This window comes from Massilia sp. 05N420, from assembly GCF_056397205.1.
Genome location: NZ_JBFTMX010000014.1, coordinates 35,837 through 60,454 on the forward strand (window position 1 = coordinate 35,837; position 24,618 = coordinate 60,454).

Sequence of the window (24,618 nt, forward strand, 5' to 3'; positions counted from 1 at the left end):
CGCCATGCCCCTCGACCTTTCAGACACCCTCGTCGTCGGCATTTCCGCCACTGCCCTGTTCGACCTGGCCGAAGCGGATGCCGTCTACAAAGCCAGACACGCGAAAAATCCCCAGAGCGCGCTCGAGGAGTACCGCGCCTACATGCTGGAACGCGAGAACGAAGCGCTGCGCGACGGCACCGGCATGCCGCTGGTGCGCGCCCTGCTCGGCCTGAACCGCTTTGCGCCCTCCGAATCCCGGCCCCTGGTCGAGGTGGTGGTCATGTCGCGCAACAGTCCCGAGACCGGGGTCCGCGTCTTCAACAACATCCGCTCGCGCGGGCTGCCGATCTCGCGCCACGCCTTCACCGGCGGGCAGTCGGTGGTCGATTACCTGGACGCCTTCGCGGTCGACCTGTTCCTGACCACGAACGTCGACGACGCCCAGCGCATCATCGATGCCCAGGCCTGCGCCGCCGCCGTGCTCAAGCCGCCGCCGCACGCCGGCGAGGCGCCGCTCGAGGACCAGGTGCGGATCGCCTTCGACGGCGACGCCGTGCTGTTCGACGATTCCAGTGAGCTGGTCTACAAGACCGAAGGCCTGGGCCGCTTCCACACGGTCGAGGACGAAAAGCAGAACGAGCCGATGAACGACGGGCCCTATGCGATCCTGCTGCGCAAGCTGGCCAGGCTGCAGGAACGCCTGCCCTTCGGCGCGGATGCGTCCCCGGTGCGCATCGCCATCGTCACCGCGCGCAGCGCGCCGGCCGAGATGCGGGTCATCAATACCCTGCGCCACTGGGGGGTCTACGTGAACGAGATCTTCTTCCTGGGCGGCGTGCCGAAGTCGAAGGTGGTGAAGGCCTTCCGCGCCCACATCTTCTTCGACGACCAGGACCTGCACCTCGATCCCGCCGCCAAGCACGTGCCTTCCGGCCGCGTGCCCTACCGCTCGGACTCGCCGCTGTTTTCGCCTCTGGCCGGGGTAGAGCTGGCCGACGATCCGCCGCTGCTGGTCGAGAAGCTCGAAACCAGCTGAGAACCGCCGCGCACCTCGAAACGGGCGCTCGCCAAAGTGCGCCCGTCCCGCCCCACCAGCTTCAATTCATGCTTGCCCGGCACCGGCGCCCAGCCGGCTTCCAGCTCGGCCGCGCCCACGTCTTTACCGTCCAGCACCCAGGCCAGGCCGCCCTCGCCCTGGGCCTCGAAACGCAGCCGCTGCAGGCGTTCGGGGATGTCGGGGTCGAGTGCGATCAGGCTGGAATCGGCCGGATACACGATCTTCGGCTGGCGCTGCGAGGGCGCCAGCAGCTCCACCGATGCGGTCTCGGTGCCGCGCACGAACCACTCGCTGCGCGGCGCTTCCACCGCGGGCGTGAAGGCGACCGTCTGCCGCACCACGCCTGACGGCGGCGCCGGCGCGCGGCCTGGCCGGTCGCGGTGCAGGTAGTCCATCACATCGCGCCACACCGGCGCCGCGCCCGAAACGCCGGACACGTCCCACATCGGGCTACCGTCGAAATTGCCGACCCAGACCCCGACCGTGTAGCGGTCCGTGAAGCCGACGCACCAGTTGTCGCGCATGTCCTTGCTGGTGCCGGTCTTCACCGCGCTCCAGAAGCTGGTGGCGAGCTCGTTGCGCAGGCCGAAGGTGACGCTGCGTGCGCCGCGGTCGGACAGGATGTCGGCGACGATGAAGGCGCCGCGTTCGTCCAGCACGCGGCGCTGCTTCTCCGGTGCGCGCGCCCTGAGCGTGACGCTGCCCTGCAGGCCGCCATTGGCCAGCGTGCGGTAGGCGTTGCTGAGGTCCAGCAGGCTGACGTCGGCGGAGCCCAGCGCCAGCGAATAGCCGTAGAAATCGGCCGCCTCCGTCAGGCTGGCGATGCCGACTTCGCGCAGCCGCTCATGGAAGCGTTCCAGTCCCGTCAGCATCAGGGTGCGCACCGCCGGGATGTTCAGCGAGCCGGCCAGGCTGGTGCGCACGCTCGCCACCTCGTGATAGCGGCGGTCGTAGTTCTGCGGTACGTAAAGGCCGCCGACGGTCGGGATGTCGACCGGGGTATCGTCCAGCAGAGACGCCGCATGCAGCACGCCGCGTTCGATCGCCAGCTCGTACAGGAAGGGTTTCAAGGTCGATCCGGCCTGGCGCAGGGCGGCCACGCCGTCCACTTCTTTGCTGCCCGTGTTGGCGACATAGGCGAGGATCTCGCCGCTGGCGTTGTCCAGCACCACCACGGCGCCGTCGCCGACGTTGCGCTCGGCCAGTTCGGCCAGGTGGCGGCGCAGGGTTGCGGCGGCGAAGCGCTGCAGCTTCGCATCCAGGGTGCTGCGGGCCGCGCGCTGGCCGCTGCCGCCGTCCAGCAGCTGGCGCGCCACCTGGGCCGGCGGCTGCTGGAAGGCCGCGCCCGGACGGCTCAGGGCCACCTCGACCTGCCACTCGATGGTGGCGCAGTTCGACGCCGCCTTCAGTTCCGCGGCCAGTGCACAGGCGCGGCGCGCGACCTCGCGGCCGGGGGCGCCCGGTGCGCGCAGCAGGCTCGCCAGGATCGCCGATTCGCCGATGTCCAGGCTGATTGGTGCCTTGCCGAACAAGCCACGCGATGCCGCGCCGACGCCCTGCAGCTCGCCGCGGAAGCTTGCCAGGTTCAGGTAGGCCTCCAGGATCTGCTGCTTGCTCCAGCCGGCCTCCAGCTCGCGCGCGGCGAGGGCCTGGTCCCACTTCTGGCTCCAGCTGCGGCCGGCCGCGCGGGCCGCCAGCCCCGGGTCGAGCAGACCGGCCAGCTGCATCGTGATGGTGGACGCTCCGCGCAGGCGCGACGGGCCGCCGCGCCCGACCCGCAACAGGTTGTCCCAGGCCGCCTGGCCGACCGCCTTGAAGTCGATGCCGCCATGTTCCATGAAGCGCTGGTCCTCGGCCTGCATCACCGCGCGGCCCAGGCTGGGCGAGATGTCGGCCAGCGCCACCCAGGGCTGGCGGCGCGCCGCCATGTCGATGCGCACGCTCTCCAGCGGCTCGCCGTGGCGGTCCAGCAGCTGGGCGTCCGAAGGCTTCCAGGCGGCCTTTACCTGTTCCGGCGCCGGCACCGCGGCCGCAGCCGGAACGGCGATCGCCAGGGCCAGCAGCAAGGCACGCATCACGGTCCCACCACCACCCCGGCGTTCGGCAGCTCGCCGAACATCTCCGGGTTGTAGAGGGCCTCGACCCGCGTGACGGGCATGGCGAAACGGCCCTCGTTATTCAGGCGCACCGTGTACTCGACGCTGAAGCTGCCCTTCGGGACGAACTCATAGTAGGAACGGAAGGCGGCCTGGGTGCGTTCCTGGAAGGCCGGGAAGACCCAGCCGCGGAAGCGCTCGCCGGCGGTGGCGATCTGGCTGTCGCGCCCGAGTCCCGTGCCGAGGATGCTGGCGCCGGCCGGGATCGGATCGTCGACCACCACCCAGGTCATATCGGCCTGGGCCTCGACGTCGATCCGCACGCGGTAGACGTCGCCGCGCGACCACTGGCCCCTGGTCTTCTGTTCCACTGGCGTGATGCTGCGCACGATCCGGTAGCCCGAGGACAGCGGCGCCTTGAGCGGCACCGCGGCCAGGCTGCGCACGGTCGCCCATGGCTTGCCGCTGCCGAGCTGGCGCAGCTTCAGGGTCGCCGGCCCTTCCGGCCAGGCCTGCAGCACCGTCGACGGCACCGTGCCGGTCCAGGATGCGTCGCCCAGCGTCATCTGCGCATTGCCGCTCACCGGCTCGGCCTCGACCTTGCGCGAGAAGGCATCCAGCGCCACCACGCCCCAGGCGTTGGCGGTGGTCGTGTTCCAGCGTCCCTGCTTCTGGCGGCCCAGCGCGCCGCGCGCCAGACGGCCGATGTCGGCCTGCCAGAACGGGTCGCCGGTGGCGGCCAGCAGCAGGCGGTTGGCATTGACGTCGGCGGAGGCCATCAACCACCACCAGTCGTCGCGGCGCTCGGTTGAGAAGCCGAGGGTCGTGCCCTGCAGGTTCAGGCGCCCGCGCAGCACCTGACGCGCCTGCGCGAGCTGCTGCTCGCGCTGCGGCAGGTCGCGGGTGCGGGTGAGCACCTGGTACCAGTCCAGCACGGCGGAGGTCGGCCACTGGTTCGGTTCGACCGTGATCGATTCCAGCATCGCCGGCTTCACCATCCCGCTCCTCGACAAGGCCTCCAGCGCGGCCAGCTTGCGCACCGTGAGTTCGCCGCTGGCCAGGTAGGGCGGGCGGGCGATCTTGCCGTCGACGAAGGCGGTGAGTCCCGCTTCCATGCGCTGCTTCAGGTCTTCGGGAATCGTGTAGCCGGCTTCGCCTGTCAGGGACAGCACATAGGCCGTCAGGGTGTCGCTGCCCAGTTCCATCGGCGCGAAGTACTTGACCAGGCCATCCGCATCCAGGTGGGCCGGCAAGGTCGCCACCGTGGCTTCCCACATGGTCTTGTCGCGCAGCGCCACCGAGCGCGAGGTGCGCTGCTCGAAGCAGGTGTAGGGATAGGCGCGCATGTAGTCGCGCACGCCCGGCAGGTCGCCGCCCAGGCGCGCGCTCAGCACGGTCTCGACACCGCCGCGTCCCGGCAGCGCGTCCGCCGGGCGCTGCACCGGCAGGGTCTTCTCGCCGTCGAGCTGGAGCAGGGTTGCCTGCAGGGTGCGCACCGGCACCGCCACGCCCACCTGCTGGCGGATGCGGATGCGGTCCTGCGCCCCTTCTCCGCCGTTGGCGTCGACCTCCCACTGCAGGGCTTTGGCGCCGGCCTGCACGCTCCAGTTCCAGCCCAGCTCGCGGGCCTCGCCCGGCGCCAGGGTCACGCTCAGTGGCGCCAGCGACTGGCCCTTGCCCGCATCCGCGCCCACGCTCGCCCCTAGGCGCACCTTCAGCTCGCGCTGCGAGGCATTGCGCACCGTGAAGCCGGCGCGGAAGCTGTCGCCCTCGCGCACGCTGGCAGGGAGCCCCGACAGCAGCATCAGGTCCTGGGTGGTGCGGATGTCGGCCGAGCCGGTGCCGAACAGGCCGGCCCCGCCGCTGGCCACGGCGACGATGCGGAAGCTGCCCAGGGTGTCGTTGAGCGGCACCTGCACGCTGGCTTCGCCGTTGGCGTCGACCGCCACCTTGCCCTTCCACAGCAGCAGGGTCTCGAACAATTCGCGGGTCGCGCTGCGCCCGCCGCCGCCGCCGTGCGGGAAGGCCTTGCGGCCGAAGTGGCGCTTGCCGATCACCTGCATCTGCGCGGTCGCCGTCTCGACCTGCAGGTTCCGTTCGCGCATCATGGTCTCCAGCAGGTTCCAGCTGCTGTTCGGCATCAGCTCCAGCAGGCCGGCGTCGACCGCCGCCAGCGCCACCTCGGTCCCGGCCGGCAGCCTGCCGCCGCCGGGCGCCTCGACCTTCAGCGTCACCTTCGCCTGCTCGCGCACCTTGTAGACGCTGCGTTCCGGCGTCACCTTCACCTTCAGCTCGTGCGCGGCCCAGCCGACGCGCAGCGGCGCGTAACCGAGCTTGTAGGCCGGCTTGCCGAGATCGACCAGCGCGGTGGGCTGCACGCCGCCCACGCGTCCGCGCACCACCAGGGCCGACACGAAGACGTTCGGCGCATAGCTGTCCTTGACCGGGATGCCGACCGACTGGTCGCGGCCGGACAGCTGGCGCACATAGGCGTCGAGGATGCCTTCGCGCTCCACCGTCACCAGCACGCTGGCCTTGCGGAAGGGGCTGCGCACCTGCAGGGTCGCGGTCTCGCCGGGTTCGTAGCGCTTCTTCGACGGCAGCAGGTCGATGCGATCATGATCGCCGGCGGCAAACCATTGTTCCTCGGCGCCGCCGATCCAGATCTCGCGCCGGGTCGCGGCCACCCGTCCCTGCGGGTCGCTGGCGCGGGCACGCAGGATCAGGTCGCCCTCGGCCGGAGCGGACACCTCGCAGGCCAGCAGGCCCTGCGCATCGGTCGTGCCGCCGCAGGCCTCGCCCAGGCGTTTGATCTCGCTGCTGTGCTCATACGCGTAGAAGCCGCCGACCAGGCGCCGGCGGTGCGAGGTGGTCCGGCGCACGAAGAAGTCGACGCCGACCGCGACGCCGGGCACGGGCTTGCCGGCGGCGTCCAGCACCACGGCCTGGAACTTGACCGCATCTTTGGTCTGCATCCAGCCGTTCGGCCTGATGCCGACCACGTAGGCCGAGGGCCACAGCGGCACCCGCGCCGCCACGGTCGAGGTCTCGCCGTTCGGATCCTGGAAGGACAGTTCGGCCAGCAGGCTTTTCGGCTTGTCGAGCGGCGGCAGCCTGTCCACAGCGATGCGCGCGCCGCCGGCACGGTCCAGGGTCAGCGACTGGGTGCGCGCGGCTTCGAGCTGCCCGTCTCCTTCCTCGCTGCCGGCGTCCTCCTCCTCGTCGCCGCCGCCCATCGCCACCACGCCTTCCTTGACGTCGCCCAGCCCCAGGCCGAATTCCTCATAACCGGGGAACTGCACGCCGGTCTCCTGCACCACGCTGCGCAGCTTGACCGGGACCTGGGCCGCCGGACCGCCGGACAGATAACCCACCTGGGCATCGAAGGTGACCGCGTTCGGCGCCACCTGGGCCTGGTCCGGCGATTTCAGCACCGCTTTCATGGTCGGCACGCGGAACTGCTCGACGCGGAAGGAGCCCGACACCTGGCCGCCGACCAGCACTTCGTACACGCCCAGTTTGGCGTCCTGCGGGATCTTCCACTCGCCCTGGGCCGCGCCGCCGGCATCCCAGTCGAGCGCGAATCCGGTCTTCTCGCCGCTGCCCTGGTGGACGATGAAACCGCGGACCGGGTACGCGGTCTTGTCGACGCCGAGTTCCTGGGCGCGCCAGTCCTGGTTCGAAGCCGGCGGCCTGTCATTCACCTTGACCATGGCGAAGCCGGCGCTCGTGTGGCGGCGCAGGAAGTGCTTCATGTGCACGGTCTCGCCGGCGCGCAGCAGGGTGCGGTCGAAAACGGTGGCGGCGATGCGGCTGTCCTCGAAGCGGCCGCCGGTCGGAAGGTTGAAACGCCAGTTCTCGATGCCCTCATGCCAGTCCGACAGCGTGAAGCTGAAGTCCTCGCCGCGGCGCGCGCTGACGAAGTAGCCGTCCATGCCCTTGCAGCGGGATGCCGGCAGTTCCTTGCGGATGCGGGCGATGCCCTGCGCATCGCTGGTCCCGCTCCACAGCAGGCGCGCCGCGCAATCGCGCACCTCGACCCGGGCGCCGCCCACCGGCCTGCCCTGGTCGAGCGAGGTCACCCATACCAGCGAGGATTGCGCGCCCAGCTTGAAGTGGGCCGCCATATTCGTGACCAGGGCGCTGCTGCGGACCCAGGCGCTGCGCCCTTTCGGATTCAGGGCCGCACCCAGGCGCGGGCTTTCCAGCTCCACCACATAAAAGCCCGGCTCGCGCAGCGGAATGCCGATGACTTCGAAGGCGCGCCGTCCGTTCGGCTTGGGCAGGATGAAGCGCTGCAGGGTATCCGGCCTGGCCCCGGCAAATACCGACGTCTCGAGCTGCTTGCCGGAGGGCTGGTCCGGCGTCCAGCCGGTGCCCGGCCGGGACAGCTTGCGCAGCCAGGCGATGATGTCCTGCTCGCGGCCGCCCTTCAGCTGCAGGGTGGCGCCACTGCCGTGCAGCTTGCCCGCCAGCCTGGGTTCGACGTTGCGCACCGTGACCGGCAGCATGCGGTCCCCTTTCGCTTCGAGGATGCCGAAAGGCGCCGCGAACTTCACCAGCGGCGGCGCCTCGCCGGTGCGGATCGGCAGCGGGAAGCGCGCACGGTTCACCAGCGGCCGGCCGGCATCGTCCTTCAGGCCGTCCGGAAGGTGCAGGCTCAGGCGCGCCTGTTCCGGGAAGGGCCCGGGCAGGCTGACCATGCTCACCGTGGCGCCGCGCTCTTCGTCCTTGCCGAAGGCCACCGGATGGCGCTTGCCGTTCGCCTCTTCCATGTAGATGCCGCGCGCATCGGCCACGGCGATCGGCGCGCTGAATTCCAGGCGCATCGGCAGGAAGGGAATGCACTGGGCCCGCGCGCTGACCCGGTCGCAGCGCAGCCTGGCGCTGAAGTCGGGCCGGGTCTTGTAGGCCAGCATGTGGTCGGCGCTGGTGGCGGCGCCGTTGGCGGCGGCGATGCCCTTGCCCCAGACCAGGGCCACCTTGGTATCGGCCGGCAGGGTGCGCTGGCATTGCAGCACCAGCAGGCGATCGAGCTTGCCCGCGCGTTCGTCGGCGCGCAGCCGGGCCGGCGTATAGGGCTTGCCGCGTTCCTGCCCGCCATCGCCATCGCCGCGCAGGGTGTTCTGGACCATCCAGCGGCTCGCCAGCAGCGCCTGTTCGCGCGCCTCGCCGCCCAGGATGCGCACGCCGATCTTCTCGGCGATGCCGTCGGCCTGGCACCAGGCGTGGCCGCTGACGGACGGCGCCGTGGCAGGGGCCGACAGCGCCAGCACGAAGGCCTGGTGCTCGTCGATCGCGCTGCTGCCGTCGTAGGGCGCGGCGTGGAGGACGGCCGGCCCGCCGGTGGCGAGCACGAATTCGCGCCGGCCCGCCAGCGCCTGCCCTGCCAGGTCGCGCAGGTCGGCGCGCAGCTGGAAGCGGCAACGCACGGCGCCGGGCAGGTCGCGTTCGAAGTCGTAGGCCCAGGTGCGGTCGTCGACCCAGCGTCCCTTGCCGGGCACCGGACAGTCGACCTCGAAAGGCGCCGGCGCGCGCATGTCGCCGAAGGACACCATGGGGACGGAGAAGCGCGCCGTGGCCTGGCGCACCTGGCTGACGGTCCCTTCCGGAGAAAACATCTCGATGCCGGGCGGCGCCGTCTGCGCCAGCGCGGCGGTGGCGGGCCACCAGCACAGCCCCCCCAGGTACAGCCCCCTCAGCAAGCTCACGCCGCGCATCTTTTTCCTCCTGTCCGAAGCCAGCCGATCTTGCCATAAAGGCTAACCCTGTCAACAACATTTACAACCGTAAAAAAAGACAGGCTATGCACGCTATGCATGAATGGCTATAAAATGCGTCTGTTATATTTCCTGTACGCATATACGACGACAGGCATCCACCGAAGACACCATGCACATCCAATTGATCCTGAACCTGGCCATTGCCCTCGCCGTCTGCGCCCTGCTGTTCTTCATGCAGCAGCGCCATGTCTCCTTCACCAAGCGGGTGTTCACCGGCCTCGGCATCGGCATCGTGCTGGGCGCGGGCTTCCAGGCCGTGTACGGGCTCGGTTCGCCGGTCATTGCCGATACCGATGCCTGGCTCGACGTGCTCGGCACCGGCTACGTCAAGCTGCTGCAGATGATCATCATCCCGCTGATCATGGTCTCCATCATCCAGGCCATCCTGAAGCTGCGCGACGCCTCCTCGCTCGGCAAGATCAGCGCGCTGACGATCGGCACCCTGATGATCACCACCGCCATCGCCGCCGGCATCGGCATCCTGATGGCCAAGCTGTTCGGCCTGTCCGCGGTCGGCCTGACCTCGAGCGCGGCCGAAGTCGCGCGCGGCGCCTACCTCGAAGGCAAGCTGGCCACCGCCCAGCAGCTGTCGGTGCCGAACACCATCCTCTCCTTCCTGCCGGAGAACCCCTTCCTCGACATGACCGGCGCGCGCAAGACCTCGACCATCGCCGTGGTCCTGTTCTCGATCTTCATCGGCGTATCAAGCACCGGCATCGCAGGCAAGAAGCCGGACGTGTTCGAGTCATTCAGCCACTTCGTGCACGTCGCCCACGTGATCGTGATGCGCATGGTGACCCTGGTGCTGCGCCTGACGCCCTTCGGCGTGTTCGCCCTGATCACCCAGGTGCTGGCCAGCTCCAGCCTGCAGGACATCCTCAACCTGATCGGCTTCGTGATGGCCTCGTACAGCGCCCTGATCCTGATGTTCTGCGTGCATCTGCTGATCGTCGGCGGCGTCGGCCTGAACCCGGTGCGCTACGTGAAGAAGATCTTCCCGGTGCTGGCCTTCGCCTTCACCTCGCGCACCTCGGCCGGCAGCATCCCGATGAGCGTGCAGACCCAGACCGCGCGCCTCGGCACGCCCGAGGGCATCGCCAACTTCGCCGCCTCCTTCGGCTCGATGATGGGCCAGAACGGCTGCGCCGGTATCTACCCGGCCATGCTGGCGGTGATGATCGCGCCGACCGTCGGCATCGACCCGTTCACCAGCAGCTTCCTCCTGCCGCTGATCGGCATCGTCACCATCGGCTCGGTGGGCGTTGCCGGGGTCGGCGGCGGCGCCACCTTCGCCGCGCTGATCGTGCTGTCGGCGATGAACCTGCCGGTGGCGCTGGCCGGCCTGCTGATCTCGATCGAGCCGCTGATCGACATGGGCCGCACCGCCCTCAACGTGAGCGGCTCCATCACGGCCGGCACCCTGGCCAGCCGCGTGCTCGGCCAGACCGACATGCGCGTCTTCAACAGCGACGCCGCGGTCAACCTCGACGGCGACGAACAGGTCGCCTGACCCCGCCTCCCCCGCATGCCGGCCGGCCGCCGGCATGCGCGGCCTCGGCTTTCCCGAAGCAAAACCGTTTTCCTGGCGTGCACTTGTTGACAGCAAACCTCCTGTCGACGGGCCTCCGCACGCGACGTTTTCGGGCGGAATCGTGCGCGAAGGTCCCGACGAATCCGTCTATGATGCGCACATGTCAAAATCACAAATAGGTTGGTGATGGACCAAAAGTGGCCTCAGGAAATCTGGCTGGTCAGGCATGGGCAGAGTGCGGGCAACGTCGCGCGCGATGCCGCCGAAGCCGCGGCCGGACTGCACATCGACATCGCCGAGCGCGATGTCGACGTGCCGCTCTCCGAGCTCGGCCGGCAGCAGTCGGAAGCGCTGGGCGCCTGGTTCGCGGCCCTGCCTCCGCACGAGCAGCCCAGCGTCGTGCTGCACTCGCCCTATGTGCGCGCGGTGCAGACGGCCGCCATCCTGATGCAGCGCCTGGACCGCGACGAACTGCTCGCGGTGCACGCCGACGAACGCCTGCGCGAAAAGGAATTCGGCATCCTCGACCGCCTGACCGTGCTCGGCATCAAGGAGCAATATCCCGACCTGTATGAACAGCGCCGCCACGTCGGGAAGTTCTATTTCCGACCGCCCGGCGGCGAGAGCTGGTGCGACGTCATCCTGCGCCTGCGCAGCGTGCTCGACACCCTCACCCGCGAATACTGCCGCGAGCGCGTGCTGATCGTCGGCCACCAGGTCATCGTCAACTGCTTCCGCTATCTGCTGGAGCGCATGGACGAAGCCGCCATCCTCGAACAGGATCGCGCCGGCGACGTGCCGAACTGCTCGGTCACCTCCTATTCCTTCGACCCGTCGCTGGGCAAGCGCGGCAAGCTCGCCGTGCGGCTGGTCAATTTTGTCGCGCCGCTCGAAGCTACCGGAACCCCCGTCACCACCGGCAAGGATGTGCCGACGGCGGCCAAGGCTTGAGGCGACCTCCACCATGACGCTGCACACCCATGCCCGGCCGCGCGACCTCGATGCAAGCCTGCTGCGCAGCTGGCCGCTGCCGATGCCGTCTTTCGATGCCGACAAGGAGGAGCGCGGCCACGTGCTGATCCTCGGCGGCTCGCGCGAGATGCCGGGCGCCGTCATCCTGGCCGCCGTCGCCGCCATGCGCGCCGGCGCCGGCAAGCTGACGGTCGCCACCGGCAACAGCGTGGCCCAGCTGGTCGCGCTGGCGATTCCCGAATCCCGCGTGCTGGGGCTGGCCGAGAACGAAGCCGGCGGCTTCACGGTCGAAGCCGTGGCCGCCCTCGATCCGCTGGCCGACCGCATCAACGCCATCCTGATCGGTCCCGGCATGCAGGACGAGGCCGCCACCGCGCGCCTGGTGCATGCCCTGCTGCCGCGCCTGCAAGGCACGGAAACCAGCATCATCCTCGACGCCGATGCGATGGGCGCGATCCTGCATCCGCCGTCCGGCGCCAACCCGCCCTTCCGCTTCGGCGTTCCTGTCCTGGTGACGCCGCACGCGGGCGAGATGGCGCACCTGACCGGCATCCCGAAGGAAAGAATCGCCGACGGCGACGACCGGCTCGCCCTGGAGATGGCGCTGCGCTGGAACGCGGTGGTCACGCTGAAGGGTGCGCGCACCGTGATCGCCACGCCGCAGGGCGAGCGCTGGCAGCACGAAGGCGGCAACGCCGGGCTCGGCACCTCGGGCTCGGGCGACGTCCTGGCCGGCATCATCGCCGGACTCGCGGCACGCGGCGCCGAGCTCGCCCAGGCGGCGGGCTGGGGCGTGGTCCTGCACGCGCGCGCCGGCGACCGGCTCGCGGCGCGCCTGGGCAGGCTCGGTTATCTGGCGCGGGAACTGGCGGACGAAGTCCCCGCGCTGCTCGAACAAGCCGCCGGCGATGCTGCCGACGCGGCATCACGGCCATCCGGCAGTTTCGCCGGGGGGAAGGGCTGAACCCTGACGGTTCGGCTCTTATCTGAAAGAAGTGTGCAATTCGGCGCACCGGCAGAACCATGCAGGGAAGCCGGAGTCGAATTCGTACACCACACGGGGCCGCGTATTGCGTCGGCTCCCTGAGGTTCCCTGACGGGACTAAAAGTTCCGCTGGAAACCAAACTGGCGTCGTCGACCCTCCAGCGCCTCACCCTGGAGACGGCGGCAAAAAAAGTAGACGTGAACGAGGAGTAAAACAAATGAAAGCTCTTAGCAACGCATCGAAGATTCTGTTTGCCGCAGCCCTGATGGCAAGCCTGGCGGCTTGCAAGAAAAACGACACCACCAGCACGACCGGCACCGGCGACACGTCGGCCACCGCGCCGAGCAGCACTTCGGGCACCAGCGGCACCGGCAGCACCGGCGCAGCGGGTAGCACCGGCACCGGCGCAGGCAGCACCGGCAGCACCGGCGCAACCGGCACCATGGGCGATACCGGCACCGGCGCAACCGGCACCGGCACCACCGGCACCGGCACCACGCCGCCGGTCGACAGCACCGGCACCGGCACGGGCACAACCGGCACGGGCACCACCGGCACCGGCACCACCGGCACCGGTACGACGGGCACCGGCACCAGCGGCCACTAATCGGCCATTGAGCGGCCACCCAGGCGGCGGAGGCAAAGCGGCTCGAGTGCCAGCCGTCCGCCGGACACGACGAAAAAAGGCCTGCGCGAGCAGGCCTTTTGCATTGAGACACGACGCTTGCGCCGGCGAACCGGCGCAGCGGATCAGGCAGTCACCGGACCGCGGCGGCCGGTCGCGAAGCGTCCCGCCTTGACGATCATGCGGAACACGAAGCGCACCAGCACGATGGTCAGGATCGCTTCGACGAAGGTCATCACGAAGGCCGGCAGCGCCGAGAAGCGCACCACGCGGCGGTGGAACTTGGCGGACATGCGGTCGCGGGCGATCTCGATGCTGTCGTAGAAGGTCGGCACGACCAGCAGGGTCAGCATCGTCGAGGTGATGGTGCCGCCGATGATGGAGATCGCCAGCGGCTGGTAGAACTCGCCCGAGTCGCCGAGGGCCAGCGCCACCGGCAGCATGCCGGCGATCAGCGCGAAGGTGGTCATCAGGATCGGACGCAGGCGGGCGCGGCCGGCAGCCATCAGGGCCTCCTCGCGGTCCATGCCTTCGGCTTCACGGGAACGCGCCGCATCCAGCAGCAGGATCGCGTTCTTGGCCACCAGTCCCATCAGCATGATGATGCCGATGAAGCTCATCATGTTCAGGGTGCCGCCGGTCAGGATCAGCGCCAGGACCACCCCGATCAGCGACAGCGGCAGCGACATCATCACGCCCAGCGGCGCGGTGAAGGAGCCGAACTGCATCACCAGGATCAGGTACATGAGGCCGATGCCGGAGATCAGGCCGATGCCCAGGTTGGTGAACACCTCGTTCATGATCTTGCTCTGGCCGCCCACCGCCAGGCCGTAGCCCGGCGGGAAGTCCATGGTCTTGGCCAGCTTCATCGCATCCTGCATCACTTCGCCGTTCGAGCGGCCCTGGGCGTTGGCGGTGACCGTGACCACGCGCTTGCCGTCACGGTGCGAGATCGAGGCCGGGCCCTTGCCCATCGTGATCTTCGCGATCTGGTCGAGCGGCACCATCATATTCGTGCCGGCCACCGGGATCGGCAGGCGCTCGATGTTGTCGGTGCCGACGCGGTCGCTCGGGTGCAGGCGCACCGCCACGTCGCGGCTCTGGCCGGTCGGGTCGACCCAGTCGCCGACCTCGATGCCGGCGAAGGCCACGCGCAGTGCGCTGGCGGCGTCGCCCACCGAGATGCCCATCGAGTTGGCCAGGCCGCGGTCCATTTCGATCTGCAGCTCGTCCTTCGGATCCTGCTGGGACAGGGTGACGTCGACCGCACCCGGTATCTGGCGCAGCTTCTCCATGTAGCGGGAGGTCAGTTCCATCAGCTTGCGCGAATCGGGACCGGTGAAGTCGAGCGACACCGGCTTGCCGTTGCCGGACAGGTCGTCCATCACGACATACTCGGCGCCCACCAGGCGGCTGACCTTGTCGCGCAGGGCCGTCGCAACCTCGGACGCGCTGCGCTTGCGTTCGCGGCGCTTGCCGATGTCGACGTAGATCGAGCCGCCGTTCACGTTGATCGAGCTGTTGGTATCCTTGGTTTCCGGCAGGGTGCGGGCGATCGCGGCCGCCTCTTCCATCTTCAGGCGCGCATACTCGACCGAGGACGAGGCCGGGGTGCGGACTTCGATCTTGATCTGGCCCTGGTCCATCTTCGGCTGGAAGGCCACGCCGCCCTTCCACATGTGCAAACCGATGGCGGCCGCCAGCGACAGCAGCGCGATCACGGCCATCGAGCGGCGGTGATGCAGGGCCCAGGCGATGACGTTGCCGTAGCGGTCAGCCTGGTGGTCGAACCAGGTATTGAATTTCGCCAGGTATTTTTCCAGGCCGCGCTTCGGCGCATGGTGGTGGCCCGGCGGGTCGCCCCAGAAGGCCGACATCATCGGGTCCAGCGTGAACGAGATCAGCAGCGACACGGCAACCGAGCAGGTCACGGTCAGGGCGAAGGGACGGAACCATTCGCCGGCGATGCCGCCCATGAAGGCGACCGGAATGAACACGGCCATGATCGAGAAGGTGGTCGAGGCCACGGCCATGCCGATCTCGGCGGTGCCGTTCAGGGCCGCGGTACGGCGGTCCTCGCCGTTCTCCATGTGCCGCACGATGTTTTCCCGCACCACGATCGCGTCGTCGATCAGCACGCCGATCGCCAGCGACAGCCCGAGCAGGGTCATGAAGTTGAGCGTGAAGCCGCACAGCCAGACCGCGATGAAGGCCGCCAGCACCGAGGTCGGCAGCGACAGCGCGGTGATCAGGGTCGAGCGCCAGGAGTTCAGGAAAGCGTACACCACGAAGATGGTCAGCACCGCGCCGAATACCAGCGACTCGATGACGTTGTTCAGGCTGTCCTGGGCCGACTTGCCGCCGTCCCAGGTGACTTCCAGCTTGGTGCCGGGCGGCAACTCCTTCTGCACCTCTTCGATCATCGCGTTGACCTTCTTGGCGATGGTCACCGTGGACGCTTCGCGGGAGCGCACGATGTAGATGCCGACGTCGGGCTTGCCGCTGCGGATCGACAGATTGTCGACGTCGGCGAAGCCGTCCTTGATGTCGGCCACCTGGTTCAGGCGCACCACGGTATCGCCGTTGCGCTTGACCACGACCTGCGAGAAGTCCTCGGGCCGGTCGATGCGGCCGACCAGGCGGATGCCCTTCTCGTCCAGCGGACCGCGCACCTTGCCGACCGGCGCATTGGTGTTCTGGCGTCCCAGCGCATTCGTGACATCGGTCACCGAAACATTGAACTCGCGCAGCTTTTGCGCATGCAGCAGCACCGACAGTTCGCGCTTGAGCGAACCGCCGACCTGCACGTCGGCCACGCCGTCGATGCCGCGGAAGCGGTCGGCCAGCACGTCCTCGGCCAGGCGCGACAGTTCGGCGTGGCTCTGGGTGGTCGAGGTCAGCGACAGGTTCATGATCGGCTGGGCCGAGGGATCGACCCGGCGCAGCACCGGCTCGCGCATCTCGATCGGCAGCTTGTAGCGCACCGCGGCGATCGCGTTGCGAACGTCGTCCGCCGCCTCGATCAGGTTACGCTTGAAGTCGAACTGCAGCACGATGGTGGCGCTGCCCTCGTTGGCGTAGGCGCGCGCTTCGGTCACGCCGCTGACGGCCTGCATCTGCTTCTCGAGGCGGTTGACGATCTCGCGTTCGCTGGTCTCGGGCGAGGCGCCCGGATACGGGACGGTCACGACCAGGATCGGAATCTGCACGTCCGGCTCGTTGTTCACGCGCAGCTTGGACAGGGCGTACAGGCCCATGCACATCATCGCGATGATGAGCACGATCGTGGCGACCGGCTTCTTGACGCTGAAATTGGAAAGGAACATGGAGGCTTATCCTTATTGTTTCCCTTGGGCCTGGCCGTTGCCGGCGCTCGCAAGCGCTTGCGCCTTGGCGGCCGCCAGCTCGATCTTCTGGCCGTCCTTCAGGCTGGCGCTCGGGTGGCGCAGCACGGCATCGCCGGCCGCCAGGCCGCCCTTGATCTCGAAGTCGCCGGTGCGCGGATCGCGCGTGCCCACCGTCAGGTCGGCCCTGGCCAGGGCATTGCCCTTGAGCTTCCAGGCATAGGTCTTGTCGCCGGCCTTGACCATCGCCGATTCCGGCAGGGTCAGGGCGTCGCTCATTTCGGCGTCGACGCGGCCTTCGGCGTACAGGCCGGCCACGCTCGGCTGCTTGCCGCCGTTGAAGCCGACCAGCACCTCGACCTGGCGGGTGACGTCGTTGGCGGACGGGTCGATGCGCTTGACGATGCCGCTGAACTGTTGCTCACCATAGCCGTTGACGCGGAACATGACCGGCTGGCCGACTTTCACGGCGGCGATCTTGTCGGCCGAGACGCGGCCTTCGAAGCGCATCGAGGTCGGGTCGATGACTTTCAGCAGTTCCTTGCCGATGGCGGCCGTGTCGCCGGCCGACACCTTCCGGTCGGACACGATGCCGTCGAAGGGTGCGCGGACCACGGTGCGGACGACCTGCTGGCGGGCCGTCGCCACGCGCGCGCGCGCGGCCGAGACTTCGCTCTGGGCGGTGTTGCGGCGCACTTCGGCGTCGTCCAGGGCCTGGGCCGAGGTCATGCCGGAGGCCCGCAGGGTCTTCAGGCGGTCCAGTGCGCGGGTCGACTGCTCGAAAGCCTGGTCGGCCGCGCGTGCGGAGGCTTCGGCCGACATCAGGGTGTCGCGGATCGAGGTCTCGTCGAGCTTCACCAGTACGTCGCCGCGCTTGACCGGCTCGCCGTTTTCCTTCAGCACCTGCAGCACGACGGCCGAGACTTCGGCGCGCAGGTCGGCCTTGCGTTCCGGCTGGATCGAGCCGGTGATCACGGGTCCMGAAGCGAGCGCATTGCTCTGCACCGTCAGCACGTCTTCCGGCGACACCAGCAGCTGCACGGCCTTGCCATCCTTCTTGGCATCGGCCTGCGCAGTCGCGGTTTCCGGCTTGGCGGGTTCCTTGGGACCTTTACCGCAGGCGGCGAGCGCCGAGGCAATGGCAAGGACGAGTAGGGTTTTGCGCAGCATTTCGTGGATCTCCCGGGTGGACTCGTACGCTGTAAATATAAGAATATGAAAAACCAGCGCGCAGTATCCGTGAGGCGGTTTGGGCCGTCAATCGGGGATCGGCAGAGCGTGGTTTTCGTGGGATGAACTGCGTATTCGTGCGACGAACTGCAGTTGGCAGAGATGAAATGCGTCCGGAAGTGGACAGTGGGCGGACAGGCGGACGTCCGGGTGAAACGTTGCGGAAGCTGGACGAACTTGGGTCCCCGCCTTCGCGGGGACGACGGCTCGAGCATTGTCGTCCCCGCGAAGGCGGAAGAGTGTCCCCGGCACTCTTCCGCCAAGTTGACTCTAAGCTTTTATTTCACAAACAAGTGATAAACCACATTCCCCATCAAAACCCCGGTAACGATCCCGCCCCCGATCTCGACCAGGGTATGCCCCATGCGCTCGCGCAGCGTACGGTGGCCGCTGTCCCCGCTCCCTGCGGCCAGGCGGTTGATGGCGGCGGCCTGGCGGCCAACGTGCTGGCGCAGGCTGTTGGCGTCGATCATCACGATGAAGCACAGGGTGACCGCCACGCCGAAGGCCGGGTGGCCGATGCCCTCGCGCAGGGCGATCAGGGTCGCCATGCTGGTCACGGTGGCGCTGTGGTTGCTCGGAAAGCCGCCGTTGCCGACCAGGTTGAAGGCCCAGCGCCGCTGGCGCGCGCTATTGATCAGGAATTTGATCGGTCCGACCACCAGCCAGGTCAACAGCGGGGTCAGCAGGTAAGTGAAATCCATGTGAGTTCCGAAGGTTAGTACAAAAATAATGCCGGGCAACATTATCGCAGAAGCTATGCGCCTGCCACAGTGAGAAACTTGTAATATCCTGTCCAGTGTGGTTTATCAGACAACGCAGCATACAGGGAGAACTCGATGCAACATTTCAAGCTGTCATTCGTGGTGACGGTCGTCCTGCTGGCGCTGGCCGCCTGGTGGGGCTACAGCCACGGCGGCACCGGCGGTCTGCTGCAGGCCTTGTGGATCGCGGCGGTGCTGGGCGTGCTTGAAGTCTCGCTTTCCTTCGACAACGCGGTGGTGAATGCCTCCGTGCTGCGCAACTGGAACGCATTCTGGCAAAAACTTTTCCTGACGGCCGGCATCCTGGTGGCCGTATTCGGCATGCGCCTGCTGTTCCCGCTGCTGATCGTCTCGGTGGCGACCGGCCTCGGCCTGATCGACGTCTGGCACATGGCCACCAGAACACCCGACGAGTACGCGCGCATCCTGACCGCCCAGCACGCCGAGGTGGCGGCCTTCGGCGGCGCCTTCCTGCTGCTGGTCTTCCTCAACTTCCTGTTCGACGAGGAAAAGGAACTCCACTGGCTGGGCTGGATCGAAGAAAAAGTCGGCCAGTTCGGCAGCGAAGGCCTGGCCGTCCTGCTGACCCTGCTGGCCGTGTTCGGCTGCATGAGCCTGATGCCCCAGCAAGCCAAGCTGCCGGTGCTGATCGCCGGCGTGGTCGGCGTCATCGTCTACGTGGGCGTGAACTGGTTCAGCGGCCTGCTTGAAGAGGAGGAATCGGACCCGGCGGTGGGCAAGCTGATTTCGCAGGGCAGCATCGGCGGCTTCCTCTACCTCGAGGTGCTGGATGCCTCGTTCAGCTTCGACGGCGTGATCGGCGCCTTCGCCATCACCAACGACGTCGTCATCATCATGCTGGGCCTGGCCATCGGCGCGATGTTCGTGCGTTCGCTTACCGTGTTCCTGGTGCACAAGGGCACGCTGGAAGAATTCGTCTACCTCGAGCACGGCGCCCACTACGCGATCGGCATCCTGGCCCTGATCATGTTCGCCAGCGTCGAATACGAGATTCCGGAATGGTTCACCGGACTGTCCGGCATCGCCTTCATCCTGGTCTCGCTGTGGTCCTCGATCCGCTACAAGCGGCGCGAGGAACTCGGATCGGCCTGAATTCAACCCAAAACGAAAGGAAATCATATGGCGATCAGTCTGCAAAAAGGCGGCAACGTCAACCTGTCCAAGGAAGACCCGACCCTCAAGAAAGTCATCATCGGCCTGGGCTGGGATCCGCGCGCCAGCGACGGCGCCACCTTCGACCTCGACGGCAGCGCCTTCCTGCTGCGCGGCGACGGCAAGGTGCGCGGCGATGCCGACTTCATCTTCTACAACAACCTGCAGTCCACCGACGGCTCGGTCAAGCACACCGGCGACAACCGCACCGGCCAGGGCGAAGGCGACGACGAACGCCTGCTGGTCGACCTGACCCGGGTGCCGCCGGAGGTCGAGAAGATCGCCTTCTCCGTGACCATCCACGAAGCCGACCAGCGCCGCCAGAACTTCGGCCAGGTGGGGCGCGCCTTCATCCGTTGCCTGAACGCCGAGGGCGAGCGCGAGATCGCGCGTTACGACCTGTCCGAAGACAGCTCGACCGAGACCGCGATGATCTTTGGCGAACTCTACCGCTACGGCAGCGAATGGAAGTTCCGCGCCGTCGGCCAGGGCTATAACGGCGGCCTGGGTCCGCTGGCACGCTCCTTCGGCGTCAACGTCTGAGCTTCAGGGTCTGAAACACCGTCCGGTACGCCTGCCGGACATGAGCTTTTGACAATTCGCGCGCTCATCGTCAGAATGGGCGCCGGATTCACTTACCCTCACGACCATGCCATCGACCTTCCCGCGCCGAACCAGCGTCCTCCTCGCCTCCGTCGTCGTTGCCGCCATCGTGCTGTTCGCGCTCTACATGGCGATCGTCCTGCACTGGTCGTATTCCGAAGGCGAACGCGCCGGCTACCTGCAGAAACTGTCGCGCAAGGGCTGGCTGTGCAAGACCTGGGAGGGCGAGATCCTGCTGTCCAGCATGCCGGGCGCCATCCCCGAGCGCTTCGCCTTCACGGTGCGCGACGAAAACGTGGTCAAGCAGCTGCAGGCGGCCATGGGCCAGCGCGTCCAGCTCAGCTATGCCCAGCACGTCGGCCTCCCGACCAGCTGCTTCGGCGAGACCAGCTATTTCGTCGAGAAAGCCGTGGTCGGCGGCCAAAATCCGGTATCGCCGAACCCCGGCAGCTGATACGAAAAAAGAATCACAGAGCCATCTTCCCAAGCTTTTCGATATATCTGTGGCAACGCGGCAAGCAAGAGGGCGCAGGATGAAAGAATGGGCTGCGGGAATGGCGCTGGCATGGGCGGCGATGGATGCGGCGCAGGCCTCCACCATCGTCGACTACGCGCTGCTGCGTCCAGAAGGACGGCGCCACTACCTCGTGGTCGAACCCGACCGGCTGGCGCGCGACAAGCGCCCCACCGTCATCCTGCTGCACGGGCATGGTGCCTCGGCCGCCTTCATGGTCGGCCTCGCTTCCTTCGGCACCTATCGCTCCCAGGACTGGATCCGGCTCGCCGAACGCGAGCGCGTGATGCTGATCGCGCCGGACGGCATCAAGGGCAGCGACGGCAAGCAGGCCTGGAACGATTGCCGCCTCGATGCCGCCAGCAACGCCACCAGCGACGACGTCGGCTTCATCGCCGCCCTGATCGACACCGCGGTCAACGAGCTCGGCGCCGATCCCGAGCGCATCTACGTGTACGGCAGCTCGAACGGCGGCGGCATGGCCTACCGCCTCGGCATCGAACTGGCGCCGCGGCTGGCGGCGATCGGCGTGCAGAGCGCCCTGATGGCGATGCAGACGCGCTGCCGGGCGCCCGCGCATCCGATCTCGGTGTTCGCCTCGCACGGCACCGCCGACGAGATCGCGCCCTACAATGGCGGCCGGGTCGGCCACTGGCTGCTGCGCGACCGCGGCAGCGGCATCAGCGCCGAGGAATCGGTGGCCGTGTGGCGCCGCCTGGCCGGCCTGCCGGAGACGCCGCTCAGCTTCCGCATGCCGCACCTGCAATCGTCCGACCCGACCTCGGCCACGCGCTATGTCTGGGGCAACGATCCGGCGCGCGTGCAGATCCAGTTCATGCGCATCGACGGCGGCGGCCACACGGCTTCGTCCAAGGTCGAGGAACTGCCGTGGATCCTGCGCAAGATCGTCGGCAATATGAACCACGACGTCGATACGGCCGAAGAGGCCTGGAACTTCTTCAAGGACAAACGGGTCAACGGCCCCCGCTGACCGGCATCCTCAGCTCGCAGGCGAAGCTGCCGTCGGCCTCCATGCGCCAGTTGCGCGGATAATATTCCACGCAGGGCCTTGTGTCGCAGGCATAGCCGCTGGCCGGCAGCCATTCGCGCAACAGGGTCTGCCAGGCGGCCGGGATCTCCCAGGCCTGGCCGGCGAACTGCGCCACCGCATAGGTCCCGCCCGGCAGCACCGTGAGCGCGGTCCCGGCCGGGGCGGCATAGTCCTCGCCGACCTCGACGCCGGCATCGTAGCGGCAGTCCTGCGGCGGGGTGGTAGTGGGATCGTCGAGGGCGATGCCATAGGTGGGCTCGCCCAGCAGGCCCTGGCGCTCCAGCCAAGGGGTGACGGTCTCGCCCCAGAAGCGGCCGATCTCCGGGCCGTAGGGGCCGATCTTGCGCAGGGTGGCGATCCGCACCGGCGGCAGGGTGACGATGGCGACGTCCATTCCGGTTCTCCTCGTTCGTGTGAAAACCGCGATTCTAGGTCAGGACCTGTTCCGCCTGAACTGGAAGATTCGACAGGTAGGTAGGGTGGGCACCCCGTGCCCACCCTACGCGCACTCAGCTCTCGCCGCGCTGCTTGGCGACCGCCTCGGCCAGCCGCGCCGCCGCCTGCTGGGCCGACGGCAGTTGCGAGAAGCGTCCCAGCACTTCGCGCGCCAGGTCGGCCGATTCGGCGCGCTGCTTGGCCTCGGCCTGGCGGGCGTCGATCTGTTCGCGCAGCGCGCCCAGTTCCGCCACCTGCTCTTCCTGGCGCACCGATTCCAGTTCCACCAGGCGGCGCTTGGCATCGGCCATTTCCTGGGTCGCCTGCAGCGACTTGCGCTGCATGTCGGCGGCCTGCTGGGCGTGTTCCAGCAATGCGCGCTGGGCGTCGCGCTTGTCCATCGCGGCGCGGGCGGCGGCCTGCTCGGCCTGCTCGCGGGTCTGCGCCAGTTGGGCCCGTTCTTCCTCGGCCTTGGCGCGCGCCTCGGCAGCAAGCACGGCCGCGTGTTCGGACGCCAGGCGGGCCGCGGCGGCCTCGTTGGCGCGGGCGTCGGCAGCGGCCTGCTGGCGCTGGGCCGACAGCTTCTGTTCCAGCAGCAGCAGGGTTTCGCGGGCGGCGTCGGCCCCCGCCTGCTCGGCGGCCAGCAGCTCCTCGGCCAGGGCCTGCTGGCGGGCTTCGTGTTCGGCGCGTTCGGCCTGGGCCCGTGCCAGCTCGGCGGCGCGCTCCATCCGCAGGTGCTCGGCAGCGGCGGCCGCTTCCTCATGCGCGGCCTGCTGTTCGGCATGGAGTGCCGCCTGGCGCTGGGCTTCCACGGCCGCCTGGCGGGCCGCCAGCGTAGCTTGTTCGGATTCAAGCTGGGCGCGCAGCAGCGCCGCTTCTTCCTGTTCGGCGGCAATGCGCGCCTGGGCGGCGGCGGCCAGTGCGCGCTCCGCTTCCTGGCGCTCGTTCAGGGCGGCCAGCGCTTCTTCCTCGACCCGCAGGCGTTCGCGCTCGGCGCCGGCCAGCGCCTCGGCTTCCAGGGCGCGGCGCTCGGCCAGGCGGGCCGCTTCGCGCTGCAGCGCGGCCTGTTCGGCTTCGTGCGCCAGGCGGGCMTGTTCGGCGCCGTTTTCCGCCGCGCGCGCCTCGGCCGCGGCGCGCGATGCCGCTGCGCGCTCATCCAGCAGCGCGCGTTCGCGTTCCTGCTGTTCGGCTTCCAGTGCGGCCGCCTCGACCGCCCGGCGGTCGGCCTCGGCCCGCAAGCGCGCCTGTTCGGCGGCCGCGCGTTCGGCATCCAGGCGGGCCTGGGCCTGGGTTGCTTCGTCCTCCTCGGCCTGGGCGCGCGCGAGCGCCGTCTCGCGCAGCTTGCGGTCGGCTTCGATGCGCGCTTCGGTGGCGGCCAGGATCCGGCTTTCCGCATCGCGCCGCGCCGCCAGCGCGGCCAGCGCCATCTCTTCCATGCGCTCGCGGTGCACGGCGGCGTCGCGCAATTCCTTCTCGGTCTGCAGGCGCATGCGCAGCGACTGCGCGGCGGTGCGCTCGTACTCGGCCTGTGCCTGGGCGATAGCCTCGCGCTCCTGTTCGATGTGGGCCAGGGCGCGCGCTTCTTCCAGCGCCCTCGCCTCGGCGGCGGCGCGCGCGAAGCTGGACGCCAGCGCGACCTGATCGGCGCGCTCGCGCTGCAGGGCCAGCTCGAGCGCCTCGGCTTCGGCTTCGGCCAGCTTTTCCGCGGTCTGGCGCGCGGCCTTCTCGGCGCGCTCGCGTTCGCGCGCCAGGATCGCCACGCGCGCATCGGCGCTGGCGCTGTGGCTGACTTCTTCGCGCGCGGCGTGCACGGCGGCGACCCGCTCGGCGGCCTGCAGGCGCGCCTGTTCGGACTGCAGCGCCAGCTCTTCGGCTTGACGCGCCACGCGTTCGGCGATCTCGGCGTCGGCCCGGGCCTGTTCCTCGGCGCGGCGGCGCGCCTCTTCCTGGGCCCGCGCGCGCGACTCGGCGTCGAGGCGGATCTGGGTATCGGCTTCGACGCGGGCGCGCAGCTCGGCGGTTTCCTGGCGCATCGCGTCGAGGCGCTCGGCGGCGGCCCTGGCGGCGGCGCGCAGGGTGTCGATGCGGTTGCGGTTGGCCTCGATCGCCTCTTCCGAGGCCTGGACATTCGCCAGTGCGGCGGCGGCGGCTTCGGCGTCGATCGCGGCGCGCTCGTCGGCCAGGCTGCGGGCGCGGGCTTCGGCATGGGCGCGGTTCTCGGCCGCCACCGCCGCCTTGGCCTCGGCCTCGACCCGTGCGATGCCCTCCTGGATGGCGCGCTTCTCGAGCTGTTCGCGCTGCGGCTCGACGCCGGGCGCGGCGTGCTCCTGGGACGCGGGCATCAGGTCGATCGTGAAATCGGCATCGTCGTGGTGGTCGGGGTGATCGGTCATGGGCTGCTCATCGGTGCGGGCGGACTGGGGCTCAGCGTGATTATGCGTCATGGCTGGAAAACGCGTCACGCCGAACTGA

Annotated in this window: 16 protein-coding genes; 9 read left to right on the plus strand and 7 right to left on the minus strand. The window is 68.6% G+C overall.

The window, feature by feature from the left end:
- The first annotated feature begins 4 nt into the window (after window positions 1–4).
- Window positions 5–1,018 carry a 5'-nucleotidase gene (locus AC1DIX_RS10435; protein ID WP_477324110.1) on the plus strand — a complete coding sequence of 338 codons (1,014 nt, stop codon included), beginning with the start codon at window positions 5–7 and terminating at the stop codon, window positions 1,016–1,018.
- On the opposite strand, the gene pbpC is transcribed toward AC1DIX_RS10435, so the two are convergent.
- Both pbpC and AC1DIX_RS10445 read right to left on the minus strand, forming a co-directional pair.
- Window positions 925–3,114: a penicillin-binding protein 1C gene (gene pbpC / locus AC1DIX_RS10440; protein ID WP_477324320.1), complete on the minus strand. Its 2,190-nt coding sequence runs from the start codon at window positions 3,112–3,114 to the stop codon at window positions 925–927. The genes AC1DIX_RS10435 and pbpC overlap by 94 nt on opposite strands.
- Window positions 3,114–8,855, minus strand: coding sequence for an alpha-2-macroglobulin family protein (locus tag AC1DIX_RS10445; RefSeq protein WP_477324112.1), 5,742 nt, complete (start codon window positions 8,853–8,855; stop codon window positions 3,114–3,116). Before AC1DIX_RS10445 ends, pbpC begins: the two co-directional genes overlap by 1 nt.
- A 172-nt stretch (window positions 8,856–9,027) precedes the next feature.
- On the opposite strand from AC1DIX_RS10445, the gene AC1DIX_RS10450 reads away from it, so the two are divergent.
- The 4 genes from AC1DIX_RS10450 (at window position 9,028) to AC1DIX_RS10465 (ending at window position 13,014) form a co-directional block, all read left to right on the plus strand.
- Window positions 9,028–10,428 carry an L-cystine transporter gene (locus AC1DIX_RS10450; protein ID WP_477324114.1) on the plus strand — a complete coding sequence of 467 codons (1,401 nt, stop codon included), beginning with the start codon at window positions 9,028–9,030 and terminating at the stop codon, window positions 10,426–10,428.
- A 207-nt stretch (window positions 10,429–10,635) separates the two neighbouring features.
- On the plus strand, window positions 10,636–11,400 hold the full coding sequence (locus tag AC1DIX_RS10455; RefSeq protein WP_442121629.1) for a histidine phosphatase family protein: 765 nt from the start codon (window positions 10,636–10,638) through the stop codon (window positions 11,398–11,400).
- Between the two features lie 13 nt (window positions 11,401–11,413).
- Window positions 11,414–12,385: an NAD(P)H-hydrate dehydratase gene (locus AC1DIX_RS10460; RefSeq protein WP_477324116.1), complete on the plus strand. Its 972-nt coding sequence runs from the start codon at window positions 11,414–11,416 to the stop codon at window positions 12,383–12,385.
- Between the two features lie 239 nt (window positions 12,386–12,624).
- On the plus strand, window positions 12,625–13,014 hold the full coding sequence (locus tag AC1DIX_RS10465) for a hypothetical protein (protein WP_477252475.1): 390 nt from the start codon (window positions 12,625–12,627) through the stop codon (window positions 13,012–13,014).
- 143 nt (window positions 13,015–13,157) lie between these two features.
- Here AC1DIX_RS10465 and AC1DIX_RS10470 read toward each other — a convergent pair whose 3' ends face one another.
- The 3 genes from AC1DIX_RS10470 to AC1DIX_RS10480 form a co-directional block, all read right to left on the minus strand.
- Entirely contained in the window at window positions 13,158–16,358 is a 3,201-nt protein-coding gene (locus AC1DIX_RS10470) for an efflux RND transporter permease subunit (protein WP_477324118.1), read from the minus strand.
- Between the two features lie 12 nt (window positions 16,359–16,370).
- On the minus strand, window positions 16,371–17,546 hold the full coding sequence (locus AC1DIX_RS10475; protein ID WP_477324120.1) for an efflux RND transporter periplasmic adaptor subunit: 1,176 nt from the start codon (window positions 17,544–17,546) through the stop codon (window positions 16,371–16,373).
- A gap of 338 nt (window positions 17,547–17,884) precedes the next feature.
- The gene (locus AC1DIX_RS10480) at window positions 17,885–18,310 is read right to left on the minus strand and encodes a divergent PAP2 family protein (RefSeq protein WP_442121634.1); all 426 of its coding nucleotides are present in this window, start codon (window positions 18,308–18,310) and stop codon (window positions 17,885–17,887) included.
- A gap of 135 nt (window positions 18,311–18,445) precedes the next feature.
- Here AC1DIX_RS10480 and AC1DIX_RS10485 point away from each other — a divergent pair, with 135 nt between their 5' ends.
- The 4 genes from AC1DIX_RS10485 (at window position 18,446) to AC1DIX_RS10500 (ending at window position 21,651) form a co-directional block, all read left to right on the plus strand.
- On the plus strand, window positions 18,446–19,483 hold the full coding sequence (locus tag AC1DIX_RS10485) for a DUF475 domain-containing protein (RefSeq protein WP_442121635.1): 1,038 nt from the start codon (window positions 18,446–18,448) through the stop codon (window positions 19,481–19,483).
- A gap of 27 nt (window positions 19,484–19,510) precedes the next feature.
- On the plus strand, window positions 19,511–20,086 hold the full coding sequence (locus tag AC1DIX_RS10490) for a TerD family protein (RefSeq protein ID WP_477324122.1): 576 nt from the start codon (window positions 19,511–19,513) through the stop codon (window positions 20,084–20,086).
- Window positions 20,087–20,192: 106 nt separating this feature from the next.
- Entirely contained in the window at window positions 20,193–20,600 is a 408-nt protein-coding gene (locus tag AC1DIX_RS10495) for a hypothetical protein (protein WP_442121637.1), read from the plus strand.
- A 79-nt stretch (window positions 20,601–20,679) separates the two neighbouring features.
- Window positions 20,680–21,651, plus strand: coding sequence for a CE1 family esterase (locus AC1DIX_RS10500; protein ID WP_477324124.1), 972 nt, complete (start codon window positions 20,680–20,682; stop codon window positions 21,649–21,651).
- Here AC1DIX_RS10500 and AC1DIX_RS10505 read toward each other — a convergent pair.
- Together AC1DIX_RS10505 and AC1DIX_RS10510 are read right to left on the minus strand one after the other, a co-directional pair.
- Window positions 21,635–22,105, minus strand: coding sequence for an AraC family transcriptional regulator (locus tag AC1DIX_RS10505; RefSeq protein WP_477324126.1), 471 nt, complete (start codon window positions 22,103–22,105; stop codon window positions 21,635–21,637). The genes AC1DIX_RS10500 and AC1DIX_RS10505 overlap by 17 nt on opposite strands.
- Window positions 22,106–22,220: 115 nt before the next feature.
- Window positions 22,221–24,539 (minus strand): coiled-coil domain-containing protein, encoded by a 2,319-nt coding sequence (locus tag AC1DIX_RS10510; RefSeq protein ID WP_477324128.1) that lies wholly within the window; start codon window positions 24,537–24,539, stop codon window positions 22,221–22,223.
- Window positions 24,540–24,618: the final 79 nt, after the last annotated feature.

What these genes read in the sequence shown, in the direction of transcription:
- AC1DIX_RS10490 (WP_477324122.1), top strand. Translation starts at nt 19,511, where the DNA reads ATGGCGATCAGTCTGCAAAAAGGCGGCAACGTCAACCTGTCCAAGGAA.
- AC1DIX_RS10500 (WP_477324124.1), top strand. Translation starts at nt 20,680, where the DNA reads ATGAAAGAATGGGCTGCGGGAATGGCGCTGGCATGGGCGGCGATGGAT.
- AC1DIX_RS10445 (WP_477324112.1), bottom strand. Translation starts at nt 8,855, where the DNA reads ATGCGCGGCGTGAGCTTGCTGAGGGGGCTGTACCTGGGGGGGCTGTGC.
- AC1DIX_RS10450 (WP_477324114.1), top strand. Translation starts at nt 9,028, where the DNA reads ATGCACATCCAATTGATCCTGAACCTGGCCATTGCCCTCGCCGTCTGC.
- AC1DIX_RS10455 (WP_442121629.1), top strand. Translation starts at nt 10,636, where the DNA reads ATGGACCAAAAGTGGCCTCAGGAAATCTGGCTGGTCAGGCATGGGCAG.
- AC1DIX_RS10505 (WP_477324126.1), bottom strand. Translation starts at nt 22,105, where the DNA reads ATGGACGTCGCCATCGTCACCCTGCCGCCGGTGCGGATCGCCACCCTG.
- AC1DIX_RS10435 (WP_477324110.1), top strand. Translation starts at nt 5, where the DNA reads ATGCCCCTCGACCTTTCAGACACCCTCGTCGTCGGCATTTCCGCCACT.
- AC1DIX_RS10495 (WP_442121637.1), top strand. Translation starts at nt 20,193, where the DNA reads ATGCCATCGACCTTCCCGCGCCGAACCAGCGTCCTCCTCGCCTCCGTC.
- AC1DIX_RS10465 (WP_477252475.1), top strand. Translation starts at nt 12,625, where the DNA reads ATGAAAGCTCTTAGCAACGCATCGAAGATTCTGTTTGCCGCAGCCCTG.
- AC1DIX_RS10460 (WP_477324116.1), top strand. Translation starts at nt 11,414, where the DNA reads ATGACGCTGCACACCCATGCCCGGCCGCGCGACCTCGATGCAAGCCTG.
- pbpC (WP_477324320.1), bottom strand. Translation starts at nt 3,114, where the DNA reads ATGCGTGCCTTGCTGCTGGCCCTGGCGATCGCCGTTCCGGCTGCGGCC.
- AC1DIX_RS10485 (WP_442121635.1), top strand. Translation starts at nt 18,446, where the DNA reads ATGCAACATTTCAAGCTGTCATTCGTGGTGACGGTCGTCCTGCTGGCG.
- AC1DIX_RS10480 (WP_442121634.1), bottom strand. Translation starts at nt 18,310, where the DNA reads ATGGATTTCACTTACCTGCTGACCCCGCTGTTGACCTGGCTGGTGGTC.
- AC1DIX_RS10470 (WP_477324118.1), bottom strand. Translation starts at nt 16,358, where the DNA reads ATGTTCCTTTCCAATTTCAGCGTCAAGAAGCCGGTCGCCACGATCGTG.